Consider the following 26,083-nt stretch of genomic DNA (forward strand, 5'->3'; position numbering starts at 1 on the left):
CCGTCAGCCGACTTCACGAACCTGGCGTCCGGAAACCGCCGGGCCTCAGGCCCGCCAGAAGCCGACGATCTTCTTGACCTCGTCGACCACCGGATCGGCGATGGCGGCGGCGCGTTCGGCGCCGTCCTTGAGGACGCGGTCGATCTCGGACGTGTCGGCCATCAAGCGGCGCATCTCGGCGGTGATCGGGGCCATGGCGCTGACGGCCAGATCGGCCAGGCGCGGCTTGAAGGCGCCGAAGCCCTGACCCGCGAACTCGGCGGTCACCTGATCCTTCGTCTGGTCCGACAGGGCCGCGTAGATGGAGATCAGGTTCTTCACCTCGGGGCGCTCGTCCAGGCTTTCGCCGACCTCGGGCATGACACCCATGTCGGTCTTGGATTTGCGGATCTTGCCGGCGATGGCGTCGGCGTCGTCGGTCAGGTTGATGCGCGACTGGTCCGAGGGATCCGACTTGGACATCTTGGCCGAGCCGTCGCGCAGGCTCATGACGCGCGGCGCCGGCCCCTGGGTCAGGGGTTCGGGCAGGGGGAAGAAGTCCGGCACGCCGAAGTCGTTGTTGAACTTGGCGGCGATGTCGCGGGTCAGCTCCAGATGCTGTTTCTGGTCCTCGCCGGTCGGCACCTCGGTGGCCTTGTAGAGCAGGATGTCGGCCGCCTGCAGCACCGGATAGGTGTAGAGGCCGACGCTCGAGCGTTCCTTGTGCTTGCCCGACTTCTCCTTGAACTGGGTCATCCGGTCCAGCCAGCCGAGGCGGGCGACGCAGTTGAAGATCCAGGCCAGTTCGGCGTGGGCGCGCACCGCCGATTGCGGGAAGATGACTGACTTCGCCGGATCGAGGCCCGAAGCCAGATAGGCGGCGGCGATCTCGCGCGTCTGGGCGGTCAGCAGGGCCGGATCCTGCCAGACGGTGATGGCGTGCAGGTCGGCGACGAACAGGAAGCAGGGGGCGCCCTGATCCTGCAGCTGGGTGAAGCGTTTCAGGGCGCCGAGATAGTTGCCCAGATGCAGGGCGCCAGAGGCCTGGATGCCCGAAAGCACCCGGCGCGGACCGGCGTACTGGGAAGTGGGAGCGGGGGAGGCGGGCGTAGCGTCGGACATGGGCTCGCAGATGCCTCAGCCGGGCCGCGAGAGCAAGTTCCCGCGCCCGGCTGATTAAGCGAAAACCCCTAGTCCAGTCCGCCGCCCGCGACCGGGGCGCCCGGCTCGCGGCGCAGGACCGCCTTGAGCTCGGCCGGGGTGACCGCGCGGAACAGGAACAGACAGGCGCCGTAGACCACTGCTCCGGCCCCGCAGACGATCAGGACCGCGATCTCCTTGGCGAGGAACAGCTTGCTGAGTTCGGGATAGAAGATCCCCGCCGCCAGCAGCAAAGCCGCCATCACGCCGCTGGCCGCCAGCACGCGCGAGATGCGCGACACGAAGCTGGCCGAGGCGGACCAGGCCTTCTCGCGGATCAGGGTGCCCCACAGCAAGGCGACGTTGATCCAGGCCGAGACGCTGGTGGCGATGGCCAGACCCAGAACCCCGTCCACGCCGATGCGCGAGAACCAGAAGAAGAGCCCGGCGCCCAGCACCACGGTGATGACCACCGAGGTCACCGCGAAGATCATCGGCCGGCGGGTGTCCATCCGGGCGAAGAAGGGCGGGGTCAGGACCTTGGCCAGGACGAAGGCCGGCACGCCCCAGGCGAACTGGCGCAGGGTGTCGGCGGTGCGGGCCGCGTCCTCATGGGTGAAGGCGCCGCGCGTCACGGTCGAATCGATGATGAAATAGGGGATGACGAACAGGGCGACGGCGGCCGGCAGGGTGAAGGCCATGGCCAGGTTGATGCCGTCGTCCAGCGTCTTCTGCCCGCCCTCATGGTCGCCCTGGACGAAGGCCCGGGTCAGGCGGGGGACCAGAGCCAGGCCGATGGCGACGCCGACGAGGCCAAGCGGCAGCTGATACAGGCGGTCGGCGTTGTAGAGCACCGAACGGGCCCCGGCGTCCGACCCGGTCAGGACCTGGCTGACCACGGAGTTCAGCTGAAGGGCGCCGCCGGCCATGGCGCCCGGGATAGCCAGGGCCAGGGTCTTCTTCACGCTGGCGGTCAGTTTCGGCAGGGAGATTTTCAGCTTCACGCCCAGACGCCGCACCCCCCACCAGAGCAGGCCCGCCTGGATGAGGCCCGAGACGGTCACCGCCGCGCTGACGGCCAGCAGCGTGTCCGGTTGCGTCATCGACGGGATGAAGCTGGGGGCCAGCAGCGGGAACAGGGTGCAGATGTTCAGGAAGACCGGCACGCCCGCCGACAGAGCGAATTTTCCACCCGTGTTGAGCACGCCTGACAGCAGCGAGGCGATGGTCATACAGGCCAGATAGGGCATGGCCAGTTGGGTCGCGGTGACGGCCACCGACATCACGCCCGCGTCGGATTTCCACGCCGACATCAGAAGCGGGATGATCCACGGCATGGCGATCTGCATGACGATGCAGAAGCCGGTGACCACGGCGAACATGAAGCTCAGGGCCTCCGACGCCGTGACGGCCGCGGCCTCTTCGCCTTCCGAAGCGCGGACTCCGCCGTAGATGGGCACGAAGGCCTGGGCGAAGGCGCCCTCCGCGAACAGGCGGCGGAACAGATTGGGCAGCATGATCGCCGTGGCCCAGGCGTCCATCATCGGTCCCTGACCGAAGCGGGCCGACAGGGCCAGGTCGCGGGCGAAGCCGAGGATGCGGCTCCCCAGCGTCAGGGTGGACTGGACGATCGTATTTCGAGCCAGGCTCATGCGGGGAGGGTCCGAACCGCCGGAATGCGCGGGTGTTTTGCGCTTAGCGCGGTTCCGCCTGCGACGAAACGTCCTTTGCGCGGCGGATCGGGCGATTGAGATCGGAGACGTCGCGGGCGCTGGCCCGGGCGGCGATGATCTTGCGGCCCTGGGGCGCGGCGGGCGCGCGTTCCAGCACCGCCTCGAGCGCTGACTGGATCTCGTTCAGCAGCATTTCCGAGAAGACCTTCCTGCCCTTGCGGTCGACCACATAGAAGCTGTCGACGGCCCGTTCACCGAAGCCCGCGACGTGGGCCGACCGGATCGACAGGTCCAGATCGGTCAGGGTGCGCGACAGTTCGGCCAGCAGGCCCGGCCGGTCGGCTCCCGAAACCTCGATCACCGTTGCCGTCTCGCTGGCCCCCGCATCGATCATGACCACCGGCCGGACGTCGAAGACGGCGCGGCGGGGAGTCGAGGCCGGCATGGCGGGCGCCTCGACCGGCGTTTCGCCCCGGGCGGCGGCTTCAAGCGCGGCGACGAGCGTCTTCAGGCGACGAGGCTCGGCCTGGCCGTAGGGGGCGTCGGCGCCGTCCTGGACCTGAAAGACGTCCAGCACCGTGCCGTCGACCGCGGTGGCGACCCGGGCCCCGGTGACGTCCGCTCCGGCGGCGGCCAGCACCGCCGTCAGGTCGGCGAACAGGCCCGGCCGGTCGCGGGCGGCGAGCGCGATCTCGGTGGTGGATTCGATCCGGCCCGGTCCCTGACGGCACTCGGCCGCGGCTCCGGCCTCGAAGGCGCGGGCGATCAGATCGGCGTGTTCGGCCAGGGGGTCGATCACATCGACGTCCTCGCCCCGGAACAGGGCCTCGACGCGGGTATAGAGGGCGGTGATCAGCTGGCCCTTCCAATTGTTCCAGACTCCGGGCCCCACGGCGCGGATGTCGGCGACGGTCAGGACCAGCAGAAGGCGCAGCCGCTCGGGGTCGCCCACCAGTTCGGCGAAGTCGCGGATGGTCTGGGGGTCGGAGGTGTCGCGCTTCTGGGCATAGTCCGACATCGCCAGGTGATTCCGGACCAGCCAGACCACAAGCTCGATCCGGCGCGGATCGACGCCGAGGCGTTCACAGGCCCGGCGCGCGGCGATGGCCCCGTCCTCCAGCTGGCCCCGCTCCCCGCCCTTGCCGACGTCATGCAGCAGCATGGCCAGCATCAGCACCTCGAGGTCGGCGATCAGGTGGATGGTCGAGGACGACAGCGGATGCTCGTCCTTCAGCTTGCCGCGGAAGATGTCGTTGATGATGCCGATGGCCTGGAGGCTGTGCTCATCGACCGTGAAGGCGTGGTACATGTTGAACTGGGTCTGGCCGACGATCCGCCCCCATTCGGGCAGGAACCGGCCCAGCAGCCCGGTCTCGTTCATGATGGTCAGGACGCGGTAAGGCCTCTGGCCATGCGCGAGAATGTGCAGCAGGGCGGCGGTGGCGCGCGGGTCGCGCCTCAGCTTCGGCGTCACCAGCCCCAGAGACCGGGTCACGGCCGAGAAGGCGTGGGGGTGCAGGTCCAGATCGTGCTGGTCGGCGGTGACGAACAGGGTCAGCAGCTTGACCGGGTCGTCGATGAAGACCTGGGCGCTCTCGACCGACAGCCGGCCGCCGTCCTCGGTGAAGCCGGGAACGCCGAGGTTGCGCTTCCGCCCCGGGATCAGCCGCGACAGGCTCAGGGTGTTCTTCTGCTGGCGCGCCTCGAGCGTCGCGCTCATGGCCCGTGTCAGGGCGCCGACGTCGCGGGCCACCAGGAAGTAGCGGCGCATGAACCGCTCCACCGCCGGCTCGTCGCCGCGGCCGCGCCAGCCCATCCGGCGCGCCACCTCGGGCTGCAGGTCGAAGGTCAGCTTCTCCTCGGCCCGTCCCGCGATCAGATGCAAGTGACAACGCACCCGCCACAGGAAGTCGAAGGCCTCCTCGAAGGTGCGCCGTTCACGCGCGGTCAGGAGGTCGTCCAGCACCGCCGCGCCCAGCGGGCTTTCGGGCGCCAGGGCCCGGGCGATCCAGAACAGGGTGTTGAGGTCGCGCAGACCCCCCTTGCCGTCCTTGATATTGGGCTCGACGCGATAGCGGACATTGCCCGCCTTGGTGTGACGCGCCTGACGCTCCTCCAGCTTGGCGGCGATGAAGGGCCTCGGGTCGGCATTGGTCACCGTGCCCCGGAAGCGCCACAGGAAGTCCTCGGCCAGATGTCGGTCGCCGGCCAGCCAGCGCCCTTCCAGCAGGGCGGTGCGCACGGTCATGTCGGTGCGCGACAGGGCCAGACATTCGTCGACCGACCGGGCCGAGGACCCGACCTTCAGCCCCAGATCCCACAACACATAGAGGACGAACTCGGCGACCGTCTCGGTCCGGGCGGTGGTCTTCCAGGGCCGCAGGAACAGCAGGTCCAGATCGGAGAAGGGCGCCAGCACCCCGCGTCCGTAACCCCCGACCGCGATCAGGGTCAGCTTTTCGGCCTCGGTCGGATTGTGCGACGGATAGAGGGTCTCGGAGGTGAAGCGCCACAGGGCGATCAGAATCTCGTCGGCGGCGGCGCTGTACTGTCGGGCCACCTCGACGCCGCCGAGTCCCCCGGCCAGACGGGTCGCGATCTTCTCGCGCGCGGCGTCGTAATGGGCCCTCAGCACGGCGGCGACGCCGGCCCGCATGTCCGGCCCGCCGACCAGGGCGTCCAGACGGTCGTCGAGACCGGTTCGGGAAGGTGCGGGAGGAGCGGCGGTCATCGGCCGGAGCAATATAGGGACAGGACGACGGCGCGTCTCGCCCGCCGTGACCATCGGGTCTTTCCCCCGGTGTGGCCCCGGCGCCGCGCCCGTTCGCCAACACGGGGAGCCCGCTGGAGTCTTTTCCGCGCTTGGGGCAGGGTTCGGGAACACTGTTTCCCGGAGCCTTTTTGACCCCGCGTCTCGTCCTCCTCGCAGTTCTGGCTGTCGCGGCGTCGAGCCTCGGCGCGCCCGCGCACGTCCTGGCGTGGGATGGCGACGGCAATGGCGCCGGGACGGCTGCGGCGCCGGCGCCTCCGGCCCATGCCGCCTCGGTTCCGCCCTCGGGAGACGCGCCGCCGGCGATGCGCAGCGATTTGCGGCGTGAACACTGGTCCGACGGCCTGGCCATGGCGGCCGCGGGCTACGGCCCGGTCGGCGGCGACGCCCAGTTGTCGCGCGAGGTTCTGGCCGAGATGAACCTGATGCGGTCCGACCCGCAGGCCTATATCGCGGTGCTGCAGGACTACCGAACGCAGTTCCGGGGCGACATCGTCGTGCGGCCCGGCCGGATCAATATCCAGACCCGCGAGGGGGTGGCGGCGGTCGACGAGGCCATCGCCTTCCTGCGGCGCCAGAAGCCGATGGCGCCCCTGACGCCCGACCTGATCCTGGCCCTGACGGCCGGGGACCATGTCGCCGATCAGGGCCCCTCGGGCTTCATCGGTCACTATGGCTCGGACGGCTGGGACTTCGCGACGCGCGTGGCCCGGCGCGGCGGCGATCCGTACGGCGGGGAGAACATCTCCTACGGCTATGACACCGCGCGTGAGGTCATCATCCAGCTGCTGGTCGACGACAACATCGCCGACCGGGGCCACCGGGTGAACCTGTTCCGCGACGGCTATGTCCGCGCCGGGGTCAGCTGCGGCCCGCACGCGGTGTTCAACCACATGTGCGTCATCGACTACGGCTATGAGCCGGTGAAGCGGCGCTAGGCCTGCACTACGCCTTCAGGGCCTTGAGCCGATAAAGAGCCTCCAGTGCTTCGCGCGGGCTCATGGCGTCGGGATCCAACGCCGCGACGGCCTCGTCCATGACCGACTTCATCGGCGGAGGCGGCGGTTCGGCGACGGCGAACAGGGGCAGGTCGTCGAGCTTGTCGTTGGCGGCCTTCTCGGCCTCCAGACGGTCCAGGACCGAGCGGGCGCGGGCGACCACCGACGGCGGCACCCCGGCCAGTTTGGCCACCTGAACCCCGTAGGAGCGGTCGGCGGCGCCGGGCGCGGCCTCGTGCAGGAAGATCAGCTCGCCGTTCCACTCCCGGGCCACCATCGACAGGTTGGAGACGTGGTCGAGCCGGTCTTCCAGCCGCGCCAGCTCGTGATAGTGGGTGGCGAACAGGGTCCGCGAGCGGTTGGTCTCATGCAGGGCCTCGGCGCAGGCCCAGGCGATGGCCAGACCGTCATAGGTGGCCGTGCCGCGCCCGATCTCGTCCAGAACCACGAAGCTCGACGGCGTCGCCTGGGTCAGGATGGCGGCGGTCTCGACCATTTCCATCATGAAGGTGGAGCGGCCGCGCGCCAGATCGTCCCCGGCGCCGACGCGGGAGAACAGCCGATCGACGACGCCCAGCCGCATCGACCGCGCGGGCACGAAGGACCCGGCCTGGGCCAGGATCACCAGCAGGGCGTTCTGGCGCAGGAAGGTCGACTTACCGGCCATGTTCGGCCCGGTGACGATCGACAGGCGGGCGCAGGACCCCGGTCCCTTGATCGGGGCGCCGTCCAGACGGCAGTCGTTGGGGGTGAAGGGATCGCCGGCCTTCTTGACCGCCGCCTCCACGACCGGGTGACGCCCGGCCTGAACCTCGAAAACGGTGCTGGAATCCACGGTCGGCCGCACCGCCCCGACCTCTTCGGCCCATTCCGCGAGCGCAGAGGTGGCGTCCAGTTCGGCCAGGGCGTCGGCGACGGCCTGCAGGGGGTAGGCGAGGCGCTGCACGGTCTGACGCCAGCCCTCGAAGGTCTCGCCCTCCATGGCCAGGGCCCGGAAGCCGGCCTGGCTGATCTTCGCGTCCAGCTCCGACAGTTCGACGGTGGTGAACCGCACCTGGGCCGCCAGGGTCTGGCGGTGGATGTAGGGGCTCTCGGGGCCGGCCCGGAACAGGGGCTCGGCGTGTTTGGCCGTGGTCTCGAGGAAATAGCCGAGGACGGCATTGTGCTTGATCTTGAAGGGGACCCCGCTCTCGGCGACGGCGCGGGCCTCGAGGTCGGCGACCACGCGGCGGCTGTCGTCGCGAAGGGTGCGGGCGGCGTCCAGCTCGGGGCGGAAGCCCGGGCGGACGAAGCCGCCGTCGCGCGCCAGATGCGGCGGCTCCTCCATCAGCCCTTCGGCCAGATCGATCTTCAGCCGGCCCAGATCGGGCGACAGGGTCAGGCGATCGAGGCAGCCGAGGATGCGGGCGGGTGGTGCGTTCAAGGGGTTCGCGGGGACGACGAACAGTCCGGCGATGCCCTCGGCGATGGCCAGACCCGAACGGATGGCGGCCAGGTCGCGCGGCCCGCCGCGTCCCAGCGCCAGCCGCGACACGGCCCGAGCGACGTCGGCGGAGGCCCGCAGCCCGTCACGCAGGTCGCGGCGCAGGTCACGGCGCTCCAGCAGCCATTCGACGGCGTCCAGACCCTCGTTGATGGCCAGCTGATCGCGCAGGGGTCGTGAGATCCGCTCGGCCAGGGCCCGGGCCCCACCGGAGGTGACGGTGCGGTCCAGACAGGCCAGCAGGGAGCCTTCCCGCTCGCCGCGCTGGGTGCGGTCGATCTCCAGGGACTGACGCGTTGCGGGATCGATGGCGAGAAAACCCGTCTCGCCCGAGCGGCGCGGCGGGGTCAGGGCCGGGACCTTGCCGGCCTGCGTCGTTTCCAGATAGGCGGCGACCAGACCGAGGGCCGAGACCTCGGCCTCCTCGAAGGCGCCGAACCCGTCCAGCGACGAAACGCCGTATAGTCGCTCGACCCGGTCGCGCGCGGCTCCGGGCTCGGCGACCGCGGAGGCCATGGCCTGAACCACCCCGCCGGAACCATCCAGCGCCGGTCGCACCGCATCGTCGGAGAACAGCTTGTCCGGGACCAGCACCTCGGACGGCCGGAAGGCGGCCAGGGTCGCGGCCAGATCCTCGAGCGCGCAGGCGACCGAATCCACCGCCCCGGCCGACAGCTCGACCACGGCGACGGCGGCGCGGCCCTTGCGGATGGCGACGGCGGCCAGCCGGTTGGCGCCCCGCGCCTCCAGCAGACTGTCCTCGGTCAGGGTGCCGGGGGTGACGACGCGGACGATGTCGCGCGCCACGATAGCCTTGGAGCCGCGCTTTTTCGCCTCGGCGGGGGTCTCGATCTGGTCGCAGATGGCCACCCGCTGCCCGGCCCGGATCAGCCGCGCCAGATAGCCGTCCATGGCGTGGACGGGCACGCCCGCCATGGGAATGTCCTCGCCCTGATGCTTGCCGCGCTTGGTCAGGGTGATGCCCAGCAGGGCCGAGGCGATCTCGGCGTCCTTGAAGAACAGCTCGTAGAAGTCGCCCATGCGGAAGAAGACGATGGCGTCCGGCTGGGCCGCCTTGGCCGCCAGATACTGGCCCATGACGGGGGTCACGCCTTCAGTGGAGGCGGGCTGGGGCGGATGTGCGAGGGGAGCGTTCATGCGAACGCACAGGGTGACGGATCAGGCGCGTCGCCTCAAGCCATTCCGAGGCGGGATGGCCGACTTGTTTTGGCTCAGGCCGCGGCGCTGACGGGTGCGCGGACGCTCAGGGCGGCGGGTTCCGACAGGGCTAGGGCGTCCCAGTCCAGATCGGGCTTGGGCGCGCAGGAGGCGGCCAGGATGGCGCGCAGTTCAGCCGCCGAGGCGACGCTGGCCACCGCGCAGGCGACCGGCGGCAGGTTGAGCGCGAAGGCCAGGGCCGCCTGCATCGGATCGACGCGGGCTTCGGCCAGGCTGCGGCGCACCCGCGACAGGGCGGGGCCATGCTCGGCCAGATGCGGCGGCAGGCTCTCGCGGCTGGCGAACAGCAGGCCGCGCGCGAAGACGGACGAGATGTGGACGTCGATGTCCATGGCGGCGAGGTCCGACAGGACGCCCTCGGTCACCGGACGCTGGTCCAGGAGGTTACAGGGCATCTGGACGACGTCGGGCTGATAGCGGCGCGCCAGCAGGGCCGGGCCGTCCTCCATGGTCGCGCAGAAGCCGATGCGGCGATAAAGGCCGCGATCCTTGAGCGCCTTCATCCGGTCCCACAGGGCGCGGCCCTCGGCTCCGGCCACGTCGGCGGCGTTGGACACCAGCAACGTATCGCCGCGCGGCAGACCCATACGCTCCAGCGAACGGCGGGCGCGGGCCTCGACCCGGTCCAGACCTTCGGACAGGGGCACGGTGCGCACGGTCACGCGGAACGGCGAGGGGAAGGGCCAGGCCTGACCCAGCAGCCGCTCGCCGTCGCGGTCCGGACGGGTGGCGACGGTGTTGATCCCGCCGTCGGCGGCGGTCTGCAGCAGGAAACGCATCGCCTCTTCGCGCGCGCCGACCGGAGCGGTCGCCACGGCGCCCACGCCCCTTTCGGGGTCGGTAACGACCGCCATGGCCAGTTTGCCGGCGGGGGTTTGTGCGGGAAGGGGCTTCACCCGACGACCCTTGCACCAGAAAGTTTAAGGGAGGCTGACCCGGAAGTTGCCGGAACCTTACCTGCGGACCGCTGGTAGGTCGGGAATGTTCAACAAATTCAGTCCGCGCCGGGCTGTTTGTCGGGGTGGGCCGCGATAAAGGCCGGATGGGTTTCGGCCGCCTGTTCAACCGCCAGAAGCCTCGGCCACGGGTTGAGGTTCACATTGAACCGCCGCGCCGAATAGAGTTGCGGGATCAGATAGCAGTCGACCAGGGTCGGGGTGGCGCCGAAGCTCCAGCCGGCGCCGTCTTTCGCCACCATCTGCTCCAGAGCATCGAAGCCGGCGGCGATCCAGCCGCCCGCCCAGGCGTCGACCCCGGCCTGATCGGCGCCCAGTCCGCGCACCGCGCCCAGCACCCTCAGATTGTTGAGCGGATGGATGTCCGAACCGATCAGGGCCGCCATGGCCCGAACCCGGGCGCGGTCCAGCAGGTCGGACGGCAGCAGGGCCGGCTCCGGATAAGCCTCTTCCAGCCATTCGAGAATGGCGACGCTTTGCGTCAGGATCGCGCCCTCGATCTCCAGCGCCGGGACCATCCCCTGCGGATTGACCGCCAGATATTCGGGCGTCTTGTGGGCTCGCGTGCGCAGATCGACGTCGACCTGCTCGTACTCCAGCCCTTTCAAATTCAGGGCGATGCGGGTCCGGTAGGCCGCGCCGGAACGCCAGTAGGAATGCAGGATCACGGCCGTCGTCCTCAGAGCGCAGGCGCGACGGTGAAGCTCAGGGTCGTCAGCCCCTCGATGGTCGCCTCGACCCGATCGCCCGGGACCAGCGGACCGACGCCCTCGGGCGTGCCGGTGAAGATCAGGTCGCCGGGCTGCAGGGTCCACAGTTCCCCGGCCTTGGCCACGATCTCGTGCGGGTTCCAGATCATGTCGTCCAGCGATCCAGACTGTTTGGCCACGCCGTTGACCGAAAGCGCGATGGCGCCCATCGGCCGGGGCAGGTCGCCGAGCGTCAGCGGCCCGCACGGCGCCGACTGGTCGAACCCCTTCGACGCATCCCACGGACGGCCCTTCTCCTTGGCCAGGGCCTGAAGGTCGCGGCGGGTCAGGTCGACCCCGACCCCCCAGCCGATCGCTTGCCCCGTCTCGCCGATGGCCACGACCAGCTCGACCTCGTGGTGCAGATTGGTGGTCTGCGACGGATAGGCCGGGTCCCTACCGTCGGTGACCAGGGCGTCCGCCGGTTTGGAGAAGAAGAAGGGCGCAGGACGGGTCGCGTCGCCGCCCATTTCGCGCACATGGGCGGCGTAGTTCTGGCCCACGCACAGGATGCGGCGCACCGGAAAACGGCGCGTGTCGCCGACGATGGGCAGGGACGGGGTCGGGGCGGGTTGGAACAGCCAGTCGGTCATGGCGCTTTTCTAGGACGCGGAATCCGCAGCGTCATCCGCAATCCCATGCTGCGCTGCGGCGAAACGGTCGGAACTCTCGCGGGGATATAGCGTTCAGCGGCAGGTACCTCTATTTACAGCAAAGCTGACCACCGGAGCGCGCGACATGGCCACGACCAAGGCTCGAGAAGACATCAAGAACGACCTCAAGACCCTGAAGGAAGACCTGAAGACCGGCGCCCGCGAGGAAACCGAGCGTCTGAAGGAAAAGGCCGCCGAGGCCCAGGAGCGTCTGAAGGCCAAGTCGGCCGAGGCGGAGGCCCGGGTGCGCGAAAAGGCCGAGGTCCTGCGCGAACAGGCCCGCGGCTATTACGACCAGGCCCGTCTGCGCGGCCGCGAATATTATGACGACGCCTCCGAGCGTTTCGATGAAGCCCAGCGCTACATCACCGAACGGGTTCAGGAACGTCCGGTCCAGTCGACCGCCATCGCGCTCGGCGTCGGCATCGTGCTCGGCCTGTTGCTGGCCGGTCGTCGCCGCTGATGATCGGCAAGGGGCTGGTAAAGAAGCTGGTCGCCGGCTTCGCCGCCGCGGCCAGCGCATTCGTGGCCGTGATCGCGCTCGGGGCCACGCTCTTCTATGCGCTGTGTCTGGTGCTGCCGCCTCTCGGGGCGGCCGCGATCACGTTTGCGGCCTTCGCGGCCGTGACGAGCCTGATCTGCGTCGTCTTCCTCGGCGCGGGCGGCGATCGTCATCACGATGACGAGGACGACGAGCCCGAAAGCTTTGCCCAGAAGGCCGTCCATCTAATGCGCGAGCGTCCGATCGTCAGCGCCGCGGGCGGTCTGGGCATCCTCTTCTTCCTGCTGCGCAATCCGGCCCTGGCCGCGATCGCCGCCAGCATGATCACCGAGAAGCGCATGGAGAGCCGCGGCTACGGCCGCAGACGTCGATAGACTTCGCAGAGTCTTCGACCTCTACGGAACAGTAGGAGTTGAGACGCGTTGATTGAGGGAGCGGCGCCGGTCAGGTGGCGCCCAAGTTGATCAATCGTTTCAATCTCTTCCTGAGCTGGAGGCCACTATGCTGCGCTGGGCTATCATCTTCTTCATCGTGGCGCTCGTCGCCGCTGTTCTGGGTTTCGGCGGCATCGCTGGCATGTCCTTCGAGATCGCCAAGTTCGTCGCGATCATCGCCGTCGTCCTGTTCCTGGCCTCGCTCATCATGGGCGGTCTGCGAGGACGCGGGACGCGTATTTAGGCCGGCGCTTCGGCGCCGACTGAAAAGAAGCCGCCGTCCGAAAGGGCGGCGGCTTTTTCGTGCGTTTTGATAAAGCCTGTCGGTGTCGGAAAGCGCAAAGGCGGTCAGACGGCCGCCTTCTCCTTGTCTCCGGCGACGGCCGGATCGGGCGCGGTTTCGGGGTGGCGGGTGTCCTGCCGGCGCGGCAGACGCCAGGTCCGGCTCGGCGCGAAGGCGTTTCCATCCCAGGCCATGGCCGTGACCACGATCTCGCGTTCGTCCCAGTCCAGCTGGTTGAAGCTGGGCGGCGTCCCCCGCTCGCGATGCGACAGGGTTCCGCAGCCGACCGCATAGGAGCAGCGGTCTGTCAGATCGATCGGCAGGGCGAAGGGGATGTGGGTATGGCCGGTCATGATCAGATCGACCCCGGCCTCGGCGAAGATTTCGGCCGCTGCGTCGCCCCGTTTGACGTCGCCGGTCATCGGGGTGCCGATCATCTCGATCAACGGATGATGGCAGGCCAGGATGCGCAGGGCCCCGACCGGCGCCTGGCGCAGGGCGGCGGCGGCGCGCCGGGTCTGGTCCAGATCGATGACGCCTTTTGACCAGTTCAGCCGGGCCTGCCAGCCGCGCGCGGTGGTCACGCCCCGCACCATCAGATTGTCGCGCTTGAATTCCCCGTCGTGGGCCGGATGGCCGGTCGCCGCCTCGAACGCCCGCCATGGCCAGAACAGCCGCGCCATGGCGCTGTAGTAGGGGACGTCATGATTGCCGACGACGACGAAGCGGGGCTCCGGCATGGCCCGGATCCAGTCGCCGGCCGCCTTGAACTCGTTGGGCAGACCCTTCTGGGTCACGTCGCCGGTGATCAGGATCAGGTCGTTGGGCGTGGCCTGGGCGTAGTCGATCGCGGCGGCGCAGGCGCGGCGGTGCTCGACGCCGAAATGGACGTCGGAAAACTGGATCAGGCGGCCGGAGCTCAAGGCGGCGTTCTCGTCATACGCTGTCTTCCGCCGCTGGCGGGATGGGCGCAAGGGCCTGGAAGGCCTTGGGAATGAAGGTCACCTTCGTCTCATGCGGCAACAGGGTCGGCTCGCCGTCGATCACGGCGGGAATCTTGGACCGGGCCCAGACCTCGATCTTGCGGGCGGGTTTGGTGGTCACCGAGGCGTCCTGCCGCCAGTCGCTGAACAGGGCTGTCGCCGCCAGACGGAAGGCCTGGCCGGTGTCTGACGGGTCCATGGCGGCGGCCTCCAGCCCGACGGGTTCGTCCAGCGCGCGCGAAATCATAGGGCTGATCAGGACCAGGGCCTCGGTCTTGCCCTTGGCGGCGCCGTCCAGCGAGAAGCGCAGCCGGCCGGTGAAGGCGCGGCGCAGGGCGCGGCGGCCGTAGGCCCAGGCCAGGGACAGCTTGCCGGACCGCATCGCCTCGCGCGCGGGCGCCCACAGGGCGGGGGAGCCGAGGATGGCGGCGCAGTAGAAGGCCTCGCCCTCGACGGTTCCGCCCGAGACGCACTGGGGCGCGCCTTCTTCCAGCGCCTTGCGTAGCGCCAGCTTCCAGTCGGCGGTGCCGTACAGCGCCTTGGGCAGCATGTTCATCGTCCCGCCGGGCAGGGGGGCGACCAGCGGTCCCTTCGGTCCGGCCCGCGAGGCGACGGCCCGCGCCGTGCCGTCTCCGGCCAGGACGAACAGGACATCCGGATCGGAGGCCAGAGCCTGCTCGATCTGGTGGTTGATGTGGGAGCCGTCCAGCGTCACCACCTCGGCCTCGCACGGATATTCAGCCAGAATCGCCTCGACCTCGCCGACGGCGCGCGGACCGACCGACCCGGAGGCCGGATTGACCAGCACCACTACGCGCCGGATCTCGATGTGGGGCGTCAGTTCCCGAACGACGGCGTCCGCCGCCTCGGCCATGTCGTGGTTCGACACGGGCGCCGCGTCAGGCTCCGTTTCGGGCCCCGTTGCGGACGCGCGGGCGCCGCCTTGAAGAGTGATGCTGTCGGTCATCTCGCCCGAACGTCCGGCCGGGGCCGACGTTCCGGGCAAGCGTAACTATTCCGACGGTGCGTTTCGTCGCACCGGGGACCGCTCTCAGTGGGCAGGAGCGGGCTTCAGTTCCTGCGCGGTCTCGGCGGCGCCGGCCTTCAGGGCATCGCCGGTCTTCTCGGCGGTGTCGCCGGCCTTGTCGGCGGCCACGGTCGCGGCTTCAGGTGCCTTGCCGACGGCCTTCAGGGCGGCCTGGACGCCGGTGGAGATCCAGCCGTCGATCACCGCGCCGCCGGCGGCGACGGAGCGTTCCTTGATGGCCATGACGCCGGTCAAGGCGCCGAACAGGGCCAGCAGGGTCACCAGGAAGCCGATGAACGGACCGGCGCCCGGACCGCGCTTGCGCTTGCTGCGCGCCCACACCGGGCTGTGACCCGTATCGTCCGAATTCCGGACCACTTCAGGAAAACGCATGTCAGACCCCTCCAACCAACTCTTCTTGCGACCGCCGATCTCCGCGACGATGCGGGATCAGCCTAATCGATCGTCAACGAAGCGCATAGGGCGGGAACCTGCACCATAATCCAGCGTTCTCCCCCCCGGGGCGAACAACAGGCTCGCTCTCGAGCCATTCGGGATGAAGGATTACACCCATGAAGAAGGCACTCATCGCCATCGGCGCCGCCGGTCTTATGGCTTCGGCCTGCGCCAGCGACCCCTACGGCGGCACCAATGAAACCGTGCGCCAGGGCGCGGTCGGCGCCGGCCTCGGCGCCGTCGCCGGCGCGATCATCGGCAACAATGTCGGCAGCGGCAATGCGGCCACCGGCGCGCTGATCGGCGGCCTCGCCGGCGGCGCCGTCGGCGCGATCCGCGGCTCCAACCAAGACCGCGCGAACCAGCAACGCTACCGCGACAACGGCGGCGCCTATTACTACTGCTACGATAACCGTCAGAGCGAATGCTATTGGGAAAACGGCCAGCGCCGCAACTAGGACGGTCCGGCCGTCCGCAGGACGGCGGGCGGGAACAGGGGCGGTTCGCAGCGCGGGCCGCCCTTTTTCGCGTCGCGACGAGATTTTTGAACGCCGGTATCCGGAGGGGATGATGGGCAAGCGCGGGATTCTGGTGGCGGCGGTGGCGGGCGCGGGGCTGCTGGCGGGGTGCGAGACGACCCGGAACATGTTCACGGACCGGTCGCAGATCGTGGAGACGCCGTCTGCGTGCGCGGCGAAGCGGTTCGAGATCTATTTCGCGGACGGGGAGGCGCGGCTGACGGAGCCGGCGCGGCAGGCGATCGGGATGACGGCGACCCAGCTGCAGGGTTGCCAGATCAAAAGCGTGAAGGTGCTGGGGCTGGCGGACGCCAGAGGCGGCGCCCAGGCCAACCAGAGCCTGTCGGAACGGCGGGCGACGGCGGTGGCGGAAGCCCTGGCGGCGGCCGGCTGGCCTTCGCCGGCGTTCGAGGTCGGCGCGGCGGGCGACGACGGCGCGGTCAATGCGGCGGGCGTGCGCGAACCCCTGCGGCGGCGCACCGAGGTCCTGGTGGACGCGGCGCCCAAATAGGACTCTGACGCGGCAGAGGTTATAGGTCCGGGATCGACCGTCCGGACCCTCGCCGTTGCGTCTTCTGAAATCCCTCCTTCTGTCGCTGGCCCTCCTTTCGGGAGCGGCGTCAGCCCCGGGCGTGTTGGCCCAGACCCCCACTCAGAGTTCCGCGCAAACCCCCACCGGCCCGCAGAAGACCGAGCGGATCGAGGCGGAGCTGGTCCCCATGTCGGCCTGGGCCGCGCCGGGATCGACCGCGGTGGTCGCCGTCAAACAGACCATCCAGCCCGGCTGGCACACCTACTGGCGCAATCCGGGCGACTCGGGCGGGGCGACGACCCTGAGCTGGACCCTGCCCGCCCAGGTCACGGCCGGAGACATCGTCTGGCCCCTGCCTCAGCGCCAGCGGCTCTCGGGCCTGACCAACTATGGATACGAGGGCGAGGTCTTCCTGCCCGTGCCGATCGAGATCCCGGCCGACGCCAGGCCCAGGACCACGATCCCCCTGACCGTCCGCGCCGTCTTTCTGGTCTGCAGCGCCGAGATGTGCGTCCCCGACCCCCTGACCCTGACGCTGAACCTGCCGATCAAAACGGGCGCCGCGCCCTTGGCAGGAGCCGACGGCCGTCGCATCCAGACGGTGGTCGAGACCGCGCCCCGCCCCGCCGGGATCACCGCCCATGCGACAATGACGAACGGCAGCCTGACCCTGAGCCTGACCGGCGGCCCGCTGGCGGGCCTCACTCCGAAACAGGCCTCCTTCTTCCCGTTCGAAGTCGACGTCATCGACCACGCCGCCGCCCAGTTCGGCCAACGCGGCCCACAGGGCCTGACCCTGACCCTCGCCCCCGGCCGCGACCTGAAGGAGAAGGGTCTCACGGGTTCGATCAGCGGCGTCCTGTCCACCGATCTGGGCAGTTGGGAGATCACCGCGACCCCCGGCCCGGCGCTTCCCGGCTCGACCAGCGCGGGCTCGCTGGAACCCACCCCCGACGCCTTCGGTCAGGCGCAAGCGCCCGCGACGACCGGCCCCCTCGACCTGCTCAAGGCCGCCGCCTTCGCCCTTCTGGGCGGGCTGATCCTCAATCTGATGCCCTGCGTCTTCCCGGTCCTGGCCATGAAGGCGGCGGCCCTGACCCGCTCGGCCCATGAACCGGCCGAGGCGCGCCGCGACGGCATCGCCTTCACGATCGGGGTGCTGGTCTCCTTCGCCGTCCTCGCCGCGGTGCTTCTGGTTCTGCGCGCCGGAGGGCAGGCGGTCGGTTGGGGCTTCCAGCTCCAGTCTCCGGCCGTGGTCGCGGCCTTGGCCGTCTTGATGCTGGCCGTGGCCCTGAACCTGTCCGGCGTGTTCGAGGTCGGCGCCCGGCTGCAATCCCTCGGCGGCGCCTCCCCCCTGTCCCGCCTGCCCGGAGGGACCGGAGCCTTCTTCACAGGGGTTCTGGCCGTGGTGGTCGCGGCCCCCTGCACGGCGCCCTTCATGGCCTTCGCCCTCGGCGCGGCTCTGGTCATGCCGGCCCCCATGGCCATGGGCGTCTTCCTGACCCTCGGTCTGGGTCTGGCCCTGCCCTATCTGGCGATCAGCCTGTCGCCGGGCCTGCTGGCCAGATTGCCGACGCCGGGCCGCTGGATGGTCATCCTGCAGCGCTGGCTGGCCGTGCCGATGTACGCCGCCGCCGCCTGGCTGGTCTGGGTCTTCTGGCGCCAGACCAATTTCGGCGCCGCCATGATGCTGGTCGACGCCTGTCTGGTCGCGGCCTTCGGTCTGGTGATGCTCGGGATCATCTCGCGCCGGATCCGCTGGGCCGCCGCCGCCGGCTGGGTTCTGGTGGTCTCCGCCGTGGGCCTGACCGCCTTCACCGGCCACACGGGCGAGCGGGCCGCCGGGCGAGCGGAGGCGCGCGCCGAACTCCCCGCCGACGCCTGGTCCGAGGCGAAGGTTCAGGCCGCCCTCGCCCAGGGCCGCCCGGTCCTGGTCAACTTCACCGCCGACTGGTGCGTCAGCTGCAAGATCAACGAACGTACGGCCCTGTCCAGCCCGGTCACGGCCCGGGCTTTGAAGGGGGCGAACGCCCTCTACCTCGAAGGCGACTGGACCCGCCGCGACGACGCCATCACGCGAGAGCTGGAGCGCCACGGGCGGTCAGGGGTGCCGCTGTATCTGGTCTACCGGCCGGGGAAGGCGGAGCCGGAGGTGCTGCCGCAGCTGCTGACCGATGGGGTGGTGGTGGAGGCGTTGAAGTGAGGGGGCTTTGCCCTTTCTAAATGGAGAAAGTCGGTCGGGTGGCGTGAACTGATTGCCTTCTGCGCTCTTTGCCGTTCAGCTGCTAACGCGGACGCCGCACTGCGGCTATGTGAGCAGGCGCTGTGGTTGTTGATGCTTTCGTAATTCTTGTTTTCCGATAGCGAGCGATCGAATGGGGAACTCTCGTATGGCTGACACACCCATCGCCTTCTCGCCTTTTCCGATTCAAACTTGCGAAGCGCGAGCAGCAAACGAACCATTGCATCTCCTGAAACCGGAATTCGAGGAGAGTATCGAACAGTTCCTTGTTCAAGACCCGTTCGGTCTACGAAAAGCGATCGTCCCGATGTTCCGGGCGGATGACCAAGGTCTATTGCAGGGCCTTGGAACCGCCTTCGCGGCCAACCCGTGGGGAACTTTTCTGACGGCGGATCATGTTGTTGATCTCATGCGTACCGGGCGGCCTGAGACGACCTCTGACCAACAAATGTACCGTTTCTCGGGAGATCAAACGCTCCTTGCAGTCCTCGGAATCGGCTTGATCTATGGAACAATCGGCATCCCTCAAGCAGCTTTGGCCCATATCCGGCAGACCTTCGCTCCGGCTATCGAGGTCGAAGACCCCTTGGCGTTCTCATCCGGGGGCGTAAGCCACAAGGCGTTGGACCTCGCCGTCATCGAATGCGCCAATCGACCAAACCCAGATTTCGTCAGAAATCTTCCCATTCGACTGGGACGTCCAGGCCCTCGCGTCGGAGATGTAGTGGTTGCTGTGGGATATCCGCAAATCAACACCGTACACGGAGATGCGGATCGGATTTCAACTCTGATTCAGGAAGGCATGTTTGCCGGCTATGGCGTCGTGAAGGCGCTTCACCCGCAAGGCCGAGATCTTGCAAATCCAACGCCTGTCTTCGAAGTGGCGGCCGACTGGCCCCTAGGTATGAGCGGTGGACCTGTCTTCAATATTGAAGGGGAAGTAGTCGGCTTGGTCAGCCGCGGCTTGGCGCCTCCAAAGGGAGAAAAGCTGGGAACTGCATGGGCGACGTGGTTTGAAGCCCTTCCGCAGATGCCGACGTGGATGCCAACGTTGGATCCGCTTAATCCATGTCATCGACGGGTCTGGGGTGTGCGCCAAACATCGCCTTGGTCGCTGGCTGGTGTCACGCCAAGCGATGAAGAAGCCACCGAAATTCTGACGCGAGCGGGGCCGGGCTTTGAGAAAGTGTGGGGCTCTTGGGCTATCGGGACCGACGACTTTATCGCTGATTAGCGCCGATCTGAATCGGGTCCAGCGGTGCGCAAACCTTTAGATCCGCCCTCTTCAACGGGCCGATATGATCAAGAGTTGGCGGCGCACCGTTAGTCTTACTTCTTCCATTTCGTGGTCCCCGTTGGGGATCATTGATTTTGGAATCCGTCATCCTCGGGCCTGTCCCGAGGACCCAAGGGTCCGCGCAATCGGACAGGGACGTTGCGGGCGGATGTCGATGCGGGGCTGTCCTGCCAAACCTTGCCGTGGGTCCTCGGGACGAGCCCGAGGATGACGGAGTGGGGTGGAGGTTGCGTGTGTGGCGGCCCCTCCACCGCTTCGCGGTCCCCCTCCCCACTGTGTGGGGAGGAGACGCGGTAACTCAACGACGCTTCACCGTCAGCCACACCGCCGAGACGAGGAAGTAAAAGGCGCCGAAGCCGGCGTAGCCGGCGACCGTCGCGATGGAGAGGTCGGCGGGTCCGCGGGACATGATCGTGAAGAAGACGCCGGCGAGGATGGACTGGGCGCCGGAGAGGATCATGGCCCATTGGGCGCCGGCGGTCTTCCAGCGGCGCAGGCCGGTGAGGAGCTGGAACAGTCCGGCGAGGACGGCCCAGACGCCGAAGACTCCGATCATGAAGTGGATGCCGAGCGACAGGGCGCCGGCGACCATGGCGGCGGTTGCGATCAGGCTGATGCCCAGGTTGGTCGTCTGGGTCAGGTTGGCGCGAAGGCCGCCGTTGGCGCGGGCGTCGATCAGGTTCGCGAGCGCGTCCCAGGCCGGATAGAGGACCAGCAGCAGGGCGCCGATGGCGGGGTTCTGGACGCCGACGGTGAAGGCGAGGGCGACCCAGACGGCGGCGACGCCGGCGCGCAGGACATAGAAGTTGCGAAGGAAATTGGGGGCGGGCATCGGGGGACATTCCTGAATATGATGCGACATTAGATGTCGTGACATATGATGGGTAGCGCGTGGCGGTTGGCTTGGCCAGCATTATTTGTCGTGACATAGAATGTACCGACTACGGAGTACGACGACATGACATCGCAATCGGGTCAGGCCCCCTCCACCCCTTCGGGGTCCCCCTCCCCCAAGGGGGGAGGAGACGCGTGGAAGCCGACGCTCGACGATCAGCTGTGTTTTGCGCTGTACAGCGCCTCGATGGCGATCAGCCGGGCCTACAAACCGCTGCTGGATGGGCTGGGGATCACCTATCCGCAGTATCTGGTGCTGAACGCCCTGTGGGAGACGGACGGGCGGACGGTGGGGGAGATCGCCGGGCGGCTGGGGCTGGATTCCAGCAATGTCACCCCTCTGGTGAAGCGGATGGAGGGGATGGGGCTGCTGTCGCGGCGCAGGAACCCTGAGGACGAGCGGCAGGTGGTGGTCAGTCTGAGCGCCGAGGGGCAGGCGCTGCAGGAGCGCAGCGCCTGTCTGGGCCAGAGGCTGTTCGAGGCGGCGGGGATGGGGGTTCCGCAGCTGGTGCAGCTGAACAGGGACGTTCAGGGGTTCCGGGATGCGGTGGCGGGGTGGACGGCGGCTGAGGCGGGCTGAGGCGGGCTGGGGCCCGCAACCCCCGGTCGTTTGATCCGTTTCCGGTCCTCGCGGGCCCGGAGTGCGGGCGTCCGCCTCTGGCCGAGGGACGGGAAGATGACGGTCGGTTCGGTTCGAGCTCTGGCGGCCGGTGGGCTGGCCTGTGGCCTCGCCCTGGCGCTGGTCGGTTGCGGCGACCGGAAGGATGCGGCGAACGGCGAAGGGGCCGCGGGCGGATCGGCGGAGGCGCGGGCCTATGTGGCGCGGTTCACGACGAAGAATCCCGACACCTGTTTCAAAACGGATGTGGCGTTGAAGTCGCCGGCGTTGCGGGGACCGGCGGGAAGCCTCGACCCCCGGGTTCCGCCGACGCGGGTGATCGTGATGATCGACGGGTCCGGGTCGATGGCGGGACGGATGGGCGACCGGACGAAGCTGGAGCTGGCGCGGGAGGCGGCGTCGGGCTTCATCGACGGCCTGCCGGCGTCGGTTGAGACCTCGCTGCTGGTCTTCGGCCAGCAGGGGGACAACAGTCAGGTCGGCAAGGCGCGGTCCTGTTCCGCCATCGATGTGCTGGCGCCGATGTCGACCGACCGGGGGCTGCTGCGGATGGCCCTGGGGCAGGTGCGGGCGGTCGGCTGGACGCCGCTGGCGGCCGGGCTGGAGCGGGCCGAGGCGCTGCTGTCGGCCTCGGCGGCGCCGGGCGAGCAGATCATCTATGTGGTGTCGGACGGGGAGGAGACCTGCGGCGGGGATCCCGTCGCCGTCGCCCGTCGGATCAACGGCGGGCGCACGCGGGCCATCGTCAATGTCATCGGTTTCGACCTGCCGTCGGGCGAGGCGGCGAAACTGGCGGCGGTCGCGGCGGCGGGCGGCGGCGGCTTCGTCAACCTGTCCAGCGAGGCGGAGCTGGAGCGGTACTCGGCCCGGGTGCGCGAGGAGATCCGGCAGACGGACAATGAGGTCGCGAGCAGTATCGCCCGGACCGACAACCGGGTGGCGACCGGGATCGCCGTCACCGACGCCGAGACCTGCGCCTCGATCCTGGCCACCGACGAGGAGACGGCCATGTCCATCGACCTGACGGACCGCGAGACGGCCGGCCGCCCCGTGGCCTTCCGGGCCGAGGCCGAGGCCCTGTTGAAGGCGCGCCATGACGCGCTGCGGGCGAGGCTCGCGGCCTATCGGGCCGGGATGCTCGAGGCAGAGGGGATGGCGAAACGGAACAATGACGCGGCGGCGGCTGCGGCGCAGTGAGGCTTGCCCTCCCGCACAGTGAAGCCTGTTGAAAAGCCTGTCGGATCAGGGTTTTGCCTGACGGTATTCGCGGAGCGGACGGCCAGGGTAGGCGCGTAAACCTTGTTGTGTCCGGGTCCGCCTATGTCCAGTCGCGTCGTCCATGCCGTGCGTTCCGACGGAAAGACCGGGACCCGGATCGGGCCGTTAGGGCTGGACACGCAGGGCCTGCCGGACGCGGCGGCGATCGCGGCCCTGGGCGAGGCGCGGGACTTTCAGGGGGCGTGTCACGCCTGGCTTCAGGCCCTGCCGACCGTGGCCTGGGCCCAGTGGCAAAACCAGCATGAGACGGTGTTCGGGGCGCGGGACGGCGACATCGTCAAATACCGGTCGGTGCGCGACAAGCTGGGCCTGATGACCGCCGATGCGGCGCCCTGTGCAGCCGGGTTCGTCAACACCGCCCGGACGGGGCCGGTGGTGGTGGACTTTCCCGCGGGGGGCGGGGCGACGGGCGGGTTTTTCGATTTCAGGGGGCGGCCGATCGGGGCGGTGGGGACGGCGGGTCCGGACCGGGGGCGGGGCGGGCGCTATCTGGTGCTGGGGCCGGGGCAGGCCTCGCCCGAGGGGATCGGCTGGGACTATCTGGTGCGCTCGCCGACCTTCAATGTGGCCCTGACGTTCCGCATCCTGACGCCCGATCCGGCCGAGCGGGAGCGGGTGACGAACGCGTGCCGGATTTATCCCGCGCGGCAGGCGGCGGCGCCGCGTCCGACCCGGGTGATCCGGCCCGAGGGGCGGCCGTGGAGCGGGACGCCGCCGACGGGACTGGCCTTCTGGCGACGGCTGAACACCGTGCTGCAGATCGAGCCGGTCGGGCCGGAGGAGCGGTCGCTGATGGCCCTGCTCACGCCGCTGGGACTGGAGAAGGGGCGGCCGTTCGAGCCCGATCCCGATCAGACGCGGGCGCTGGAAGAGGGCGCGCGGATCGGGGCGCTGATGGCGCTGGCCGAGGCGGCGGCGACGCCGGGCTGGCGGCGGGAGGCGGATGCAGGCGTTTCGCTGGACGGGGCGCCGCCGCTGACGCCGGGGCCGGACGAGGGCCGTCTGTCCGCCTGGCGTGGCGGCCATGGCCAGTGGTTCGACGGCGGGCGGGCCTGGGGGCTGCGGGTCCCGGCGGAGGTCCCGGCGGCGCGGGGCTGGTCGATGACCCTCTATGACGTGGAGACGCGGGGCTTCATCGATACGCCGTTCGACATCGCCTGGCGGGGGTCGGACGAGGCTCTGGCGCGTCAGGCGGACGGGTCGGTCGCGCTGATCTTCTCGCCCCAGCCGCCGGCGGACGCGCCGAAGTCGAACTGGATCCCGACCGCGCCGGGGCGGGCCTGGTTCGCGGTCTTCCGGCTGGAGGGGCCGCAGCAGCCGTGGTTCGACGGGAGCTGGACCCTGCCCGGGATCGCGCCCCTCTAGGCCGCGGCGGCCTCGGCGGGGAGGCCCTCGGCGACGTCGGCCAGGGCCTCGGCCAGCTGGCGGACGTCGATGGGCTTGGGCAGGAGGCGGGTCATGCCGGCCTCGAGACAGGCCTCGATATGGTGCGACATGGCGTTGGCGGTCAGGGCGATGATCGGGGTGGCGGGGCGGCCGTCACGGCGCTCGATCTCGCGGATCGCCCGGGTGGCGGCGAAACCGTCCATGACCGGCATCTGGACGTCCATCAGGATCAGGTCCCAGCCTTCAGCCTGCCAGGCGTCGACGGCGGCCTGACCGTCGCCGACCACGACCACATCGACGCCGAGCTGGCCCAGAAGGGTGCGCAGGACCAGCTGGTTGGTGGCGTTGTCCTCGGCGGCGAGGACGCGCAGGGCGGGCAGGGGGGCGGCCTCGCTCTCGACCTCATCGACCACCGCCTCGGCCTCGCCGACGAAGGGCAGGGGCAGGGTGACGGCGAAGCGGGAGCCGACGCCGGGGCGCGAGGTCACCGAGACGTCGCCGCCCATGCGCACGGCCAGTTCGCGCACGATCGACAGGCCCAGACCCGTGCCGCCGAAGCGCCGGGTGGTCGAGCTGTCGGCCTGGGCGAAGGGGGTGAAGATGCGGCCCAGAACCTCGGCGTCCATGCCGTGGCCGGTGTCGATGACCTCGATGGTCAGGACCTCTCCGGCGCGGCGGGCCTTGAGGCTGACGCCGCCCTGGGCCGTGAATTTGAGGGCGTTGGAAACGAGGTTGGACAGGATCTGGCGCAGGCGGGTCGGGTCGCCCTCATAGACGCCGGCGGCCGTGCCCAGGTCGACGTCGAGGCGCAGGCCGCGGTCGCCGGCGGTGGCGGCGAAGGTCGATGAGAGGCTGGTCAGGAGGCGGCCGAGGTCGAAGGGCACGACCTCGATCTCCAGCTTGCCGGCCTCGACCTTGGACAGGTCGAGGATGTCGTTGAGGATGGCCAGCAGGGCCTCGCCGGACTCGGAGATGATCTCCAGCCGGGCGCGCTGGGCCTCGGGCAGGGGGTCGGCGGCCATGGCCTGGGCCATGCCGAGGATGCCGTTCATCGGGGTGCGGATCTCGTGGCTCATGACCGCGAGGAACTGGGACTTGGCCTGGCTGGCGGCCTCGGCCTGCTGGGCCAGGACCCGGGCTTCGGTGACGTCCCAGTTGGCGCCGATGAGACGCTCCGGCGCGCCGTCGGCGGCGCGGTGGACGCGGCCCAGCACCTTGATGATGCGGATCTCGCCGTCGAGGCGGCGGATGCGGAACTCGGTGTCGATGACGTCGGTGACGAGGGCATTCTGGATCGCGGCCTCGAGCGGTGCGACGTCGTCTTCGTGCAGGTTGCGGGCGAAGAAGGCGAAATCGAGCGGGCCGGGCGGCGGGGCGACGCGGTAGAGGGCGAACATCTCCGGCGACCAGCTGAGGGCGTTGGTGCCGAGATCCCATTCGAAGATGCCGATCTCGGCGGCCTTGACCGCGAGGCTGGCGCGTTCGGCCAGACGCAGGCGTTCGGCCTCCTCGGCCTTGCGCGCGCTGATGTCCTGGACGTGGGAGATGAAATAGACCGGAGCGCCCGCGTCGTCGCGGACGATGGCGACGGTCAGTTCGGCCCAGACCACGACGCCGTCCTTGCGGATATAGCGCTTGTCCATCTGGTAGGAGGTCGCGGTTCCAACCAGCAGGGCCTGGAGCTGGTCGAGGTCGGCGCCGAGGTCGTCGGGGTGGGTCAGGGCCTGGAAGGTCAGGCCGGCCAGCGCCTCGGCCTCATAGCCGAGGAAGGCGCGCAGGGCGCCGTTGGCGCGCAGGAAGCTTCCGTCGAGGCCGACCAGGGCGGTGCCGATGGCCGAATGCTCCATGGCGCGCCACAGATAGAGCGCCGGCAGGGCGATGGGTTCGGGGGCCATGGTGGGTTCCATGAACACCCTTGTAATCCCGAAAGGTTTTACCAGCGGTGAACCAAAACCGCTCCGGCAGCGCTTTCGCGGTCCGTAGCGGTTTTTT

The 26,083-nt window shown here is 69.2% G+C and carries 23 protein-coding genes; 11 read left to right on the plus strand and 12 right to left on the minus strand.

Annotated features, from left to right (window positions below; all coding sequences use genetic code 11):
- Nucleotides 1-45: 45 nt before the first annotated feature.
- The 3 genes from trpS to glnD all read right to left on the minus strand — a co-directional run bounded on the left by trpS (nt 46) and on the right by glnD (nt 5,523).
- Nucleotides 46-1,101, minus strand: coding sequence for a tryptophan--tRNA ligase (gene trpS / locus AC1ROD_RS00885; protein ID WP_492946380.1), 1,056 nt, complete (start codon nt 1,099-1,101; stop codon nt 46-48).
- A 68-nt stretch (nt 1,102-1,169) separates the two neighbouring features.
- A complete protein-coding gene (murJ, locus tag AC1ROD_RS00890) occupies nt 1,170-2,771 on the minus strand; it encodes a murein biosynthesis integral membrane protein MurJ (RefSeq protein WP_492946381.1) in 1,602 nt (533 codons plus the stop codon).
- A 43-nt stretch (nt 2,772-2,814) separates the two neighbouring features.
- Nucleotides 2,815-5,523, minus strand: coding sequence for a [protein-PII] uridylyltransferase (glnD, locus tag AC1ROD_RS00895; protein WP_492946382.1), 2,709 nt, complete (start codon nt 5,521-5,523; stop codon nt 2,815-2,817).
- A gap of 170 nt (nt 5,524-5,693) precedes the next feature.
- Here glnD and AC1ROD_RS00900 point away from each other — a divergent pair, with 170 nt between their 5' ends.
- Nucleotides 5,694-6,500: a CAP domain-containing protein gene (locus tag AC1ROD_RS00900; protein WP_492946383.1), complete on the plus strand. Its 807-nt coding sequence runs from the start codon at nt 5,694-5,696 to the stop codon at nt 6,498-6,500.
- 7 nt (nt 6,501-6,507) lie between these two features.
- Here AC1ROD_RS00900 and mutS read toward each other — a convergent pair whose 3' ends face one another.
- From mutS to AC1ROD_RS00920, 4 genes are all read right to left on the minus strand, one after another.
- Nucleotides 6,508-9,201 (minus strand): DNA mismatch repair protein MutS, encoded by a 2,694-nt coding sequence (gene mutS, locus AC1ROD_RS00905; protein ID WP_492946384.1) that lies wholly within the window; start codon nt 9,199-9,201, stop codon nt 6,508-6,510.
- Between the two features lie 74 nt (nt 9,202-9,275).
- Nucleotides 9,276-10,178 (minus strand): aldo/keto reductase, encoded by a 903-nt coding sequence (locus AC1ROD_RS00910; RefSeq protein WP_492946385.1) that lies wholly within the window; start codon nt 10,176-10,178, stop codon nt 9,276-9,278.
- Between the two features lie 98 nt (nt 10,179-10,276).
- Entirely contained in the window at nt 10,277-10,906 is a 630-nt protein-coding gene (gene maiA, locus AC1ROD_RS00915; RefSeq protein ID WP_492946386.1) for a maleylacetoacetate isomerase, read from the minus strand.
- Between the two features lie 11 nt (nt 10,907-10,917).
- The gene (locus AC1ROD_RS00920; protein ID WP_492946387.1) at nt 10,918-11,580 is read right to left on the minus strand and encodes a fumarylacetoacetate hydrolase family protein; all 663 of its coding nucleotides are present in this window, start codon (nt 11,578-11,580) and stop codon (nt 10,918-10,920) included.
- 145 nt (nt 11,581-11,725) lie between these two features.
- On the opposite strand from AC1ROD_RS00920, the gene AC1ROD_RS00925 reads away from it, so the two are divergent.
- The 3 genes from AC1ROD_RS00925 (at nt 11,726) to AC1ROD_RS00935 (ending at nt 12,820) form a co-directional block, all read left to right on the plus strand.
- Nucleotides 11,726-12,103: an ElaB/YgaM/YqjD family protein gene (locus tag AC1ROD_RS00925; RefSeq protein ID WP_492946388.1), complete on the plus strand. Its 378-nt coding sequence runs from the start codon at nt 11,726-11,728 to the stop codon at nt 12,101-12,103.
- A complete protein-coding gene (locus AC1ROD_RS00930; protein ID WP_492946389.1) occupies nt 12,103-12,516 on the plus strand; it encodes a hypothetical protein in 414 nt (137 codons plus the stop codon). Before AC1ROD_RS00925 ends, AC1ROD_RS00930 begins: the two co-directional genes overlap by 1 nt.
- A gap of 127 nt (nt 12,517-12,643) precedes the next feature.
- Nucleotides 12,644-12,820: a DUF1328 domain-containing protein gene (locus AC1ROD_RS00935; protein ID WP_492946390.1), complete on the plus strand. Its 177-nt coding sequence runs from the start codon at nt 12,644-12,646 to the stop codon at nt 12,818-12,820.
- Between the two features lie 104 nt (nt 12,821-12,924).
- On the opposite strand, the gene AC1ROD_RS00940 is transcribed toward AC1ROD_RS00935, so the two are convergent.
- The 3 genes from AC1ROD_RS00940 to AC1ROD_RS00950 all read right to left on the minus strand — a co-directional run bounded on the left by AC1ROD_RS00940 (nt 12,925) and on the right by AC1ROD_RS00950 (nt 15,262).
- Nucleotides 12,925-13,782, minus strand: coding sequence for a metallophosphoesterase family protein (locus AC1ROD_RS00940; protein ID WP_492946391.1), 858 nt, complete (start codon nt 13,780-13,782; stop codon nt 12,925-12,927).
- Between the two features lie 13 nt (nt 13,783-13,795).
- Nucleotides 13,796-14,809, minus strand: a complete 1,014-nt coding sequence (locus AC1ROD_RS00945; RefSeq protein WP_492946392.1) for a diacylglycerol/lipid kinase family protein — start codon at nt 14,807-14,809, stop codon at nt 13,796-13,798.
- A gap of 84 nt (nt 14,810-14,893) precedes the next feature.
- Entirely contained in the window at nt 14,894-15,262 is a 369-nt protein-coding gene (locus AC1ROD_RS00950; RefSeq protein ID WP_492946393.1) for a hypothetical protein, read from the minus strand.
- Nucleotides 15,263-15,441: 179 nt separating this feature from the next.
- Here AC1ROD_RS00950 and AC1ROD_RS00955 point away from each other — a divergent pair, with 179 nt between their 5' ends.
- The 4 genes from AC1ROD_RS00955 to AC1ROD_RS00970 all read left to right on the plus strand — a co-directional run bounded on the left by AC1ROD_RS00955 (nt 15,442) and on the right by AC1ROD_RS00970 (nt 19,851).
- Nucleotides 15,442-15,783, plus strand: a complete 342-nt coding sequence (locus tag AC1ROD_RS00955; RefSeq protein ID WP_492946394.1) for a YMGG-like glycine zipper-containing protein — start codon at nt 15,442-15,444, stop codon at nt 15,781-15,783.
- A 112-nt stretch (nt 15,784-15,895) separates the two neighbouring features.
- The gene (locus AC1ROD_RS00960; protein ID WP_492946395.1) at nt 15,896-16,354 is read left to right on the plus strand and encodes an OmpA family protein; all 459 of its coding nucleotides are present in this window, start codon (nt 15,896-15,898) and stop codon (nt 16,352-16,354) included.
- Nucleotides 16,355-16,409: 55 nt separating this feature from the next.
- Nucleotides 16,410-18,578 (plus strand): protein-disulfide reductase DsbD family protein, encoded by a 2,169-nt coding sequence (locus AC1ROD_RS00965; protein WP_492946396.1) that lies wholly within the window; start codon nt 16,410-16,412, stop codon nt 18,576-18,578.
- 187 nt (nt 18,579-18,765) lie between these two features.
- Nucleotides 18,766-19,851 (plus strand): S1 family peptidase, encoded by a 1,086-nt coding sequence (locus tag AC1ROD_RS00970; RefSeq protein WP_492946397.1) that lies wholly within the window; start codon nt 18,766-18,768, stop codon nt 19,849-19,851.
- A gap of 361 nt (nt 19,852-20,212) precedes the next feature.
- Here AC1ROD_RS00970 and AC1ROD_RS00975 read toward each other — a convergent pair whose 3' ends face one another.
- Entirely contained in the window at nt 20,213-20,746 is a 534-nt protein-coding gene (locus AC1ROD_RS00975; protein ID WP_492946398.1) for a DUF308 domain-containing protein, read from the minus strand.
- Nucleotides 20,747-20,995: 249 nt separating this feature from the next.
- On the opposite strand from AC1ROD_RS00975, the gene AC1ROD_RS00980 reads away from it, so the two are divergent.
- The 3 genes from AC1ROD_RS00980 (at nt 20,996) to AC1ROD_RS00990 (ending at nt 24,070) form a co-directional block, all read left to right on the plus strand.
- Nucleotides 20,996-21,388 (plus strand): MarR family winged helix-turn-helix transcriptional regulator, encoded by a 393-nt coding sequence (locus tag AC1ROD_RS00980; RefSeq protein WP_492947714.1) that lies wholly within the window; start codon nt 20,996-20,998, stop codon nt 21,386-21,388.
- Nucleotides 21,389-21,484: 96 nt separating this feature from the next.
- Nucleotides 21,485-22,624, plus strand: a complete 1,140-nt coding sequence (locus AC1ROD_RS00985) for a VWA domain-containing protein (protein WP_492946399.1) — start codon at nt 21,485-21,487, stop codon at nt 22,622-22,624.
- A gap of 123 nt (nt 22,625-22,747) precedes the next feature.
- Nucleotides 22,748-24,070, plus strand: a complete 1,323-nt coding sequence (locus AC1ROD_RS00990) for a DUF1214 domain-containing protein (protein WP_492946400.1) — start codon at nt 22,748-22,750, stop codon at nt 24,068-24,070.
- Here AC1ROD_RS00990 and AC1ROD_RS00995 read toward each other — a convergent pair.
- Entirely contained in the window at nt 24,067-25,986 is a 1,920-nt protein-coding gene (locus AC1ROD_RS00995) for an ATP-binding protein (protein WP_492946401.1), read from the minus strand. The genes AC1ROD_RS00990 and AC1ROD_RS00995 overlap by 4 nt on opposite strands.
- Nucleotides 25,987-26,083 lie beyond the last annotated feature (97 nt).

It is taken from the genome of Brevundimonas sp. GW821-FHT12E07 (genome assembly GCF_058807035.1).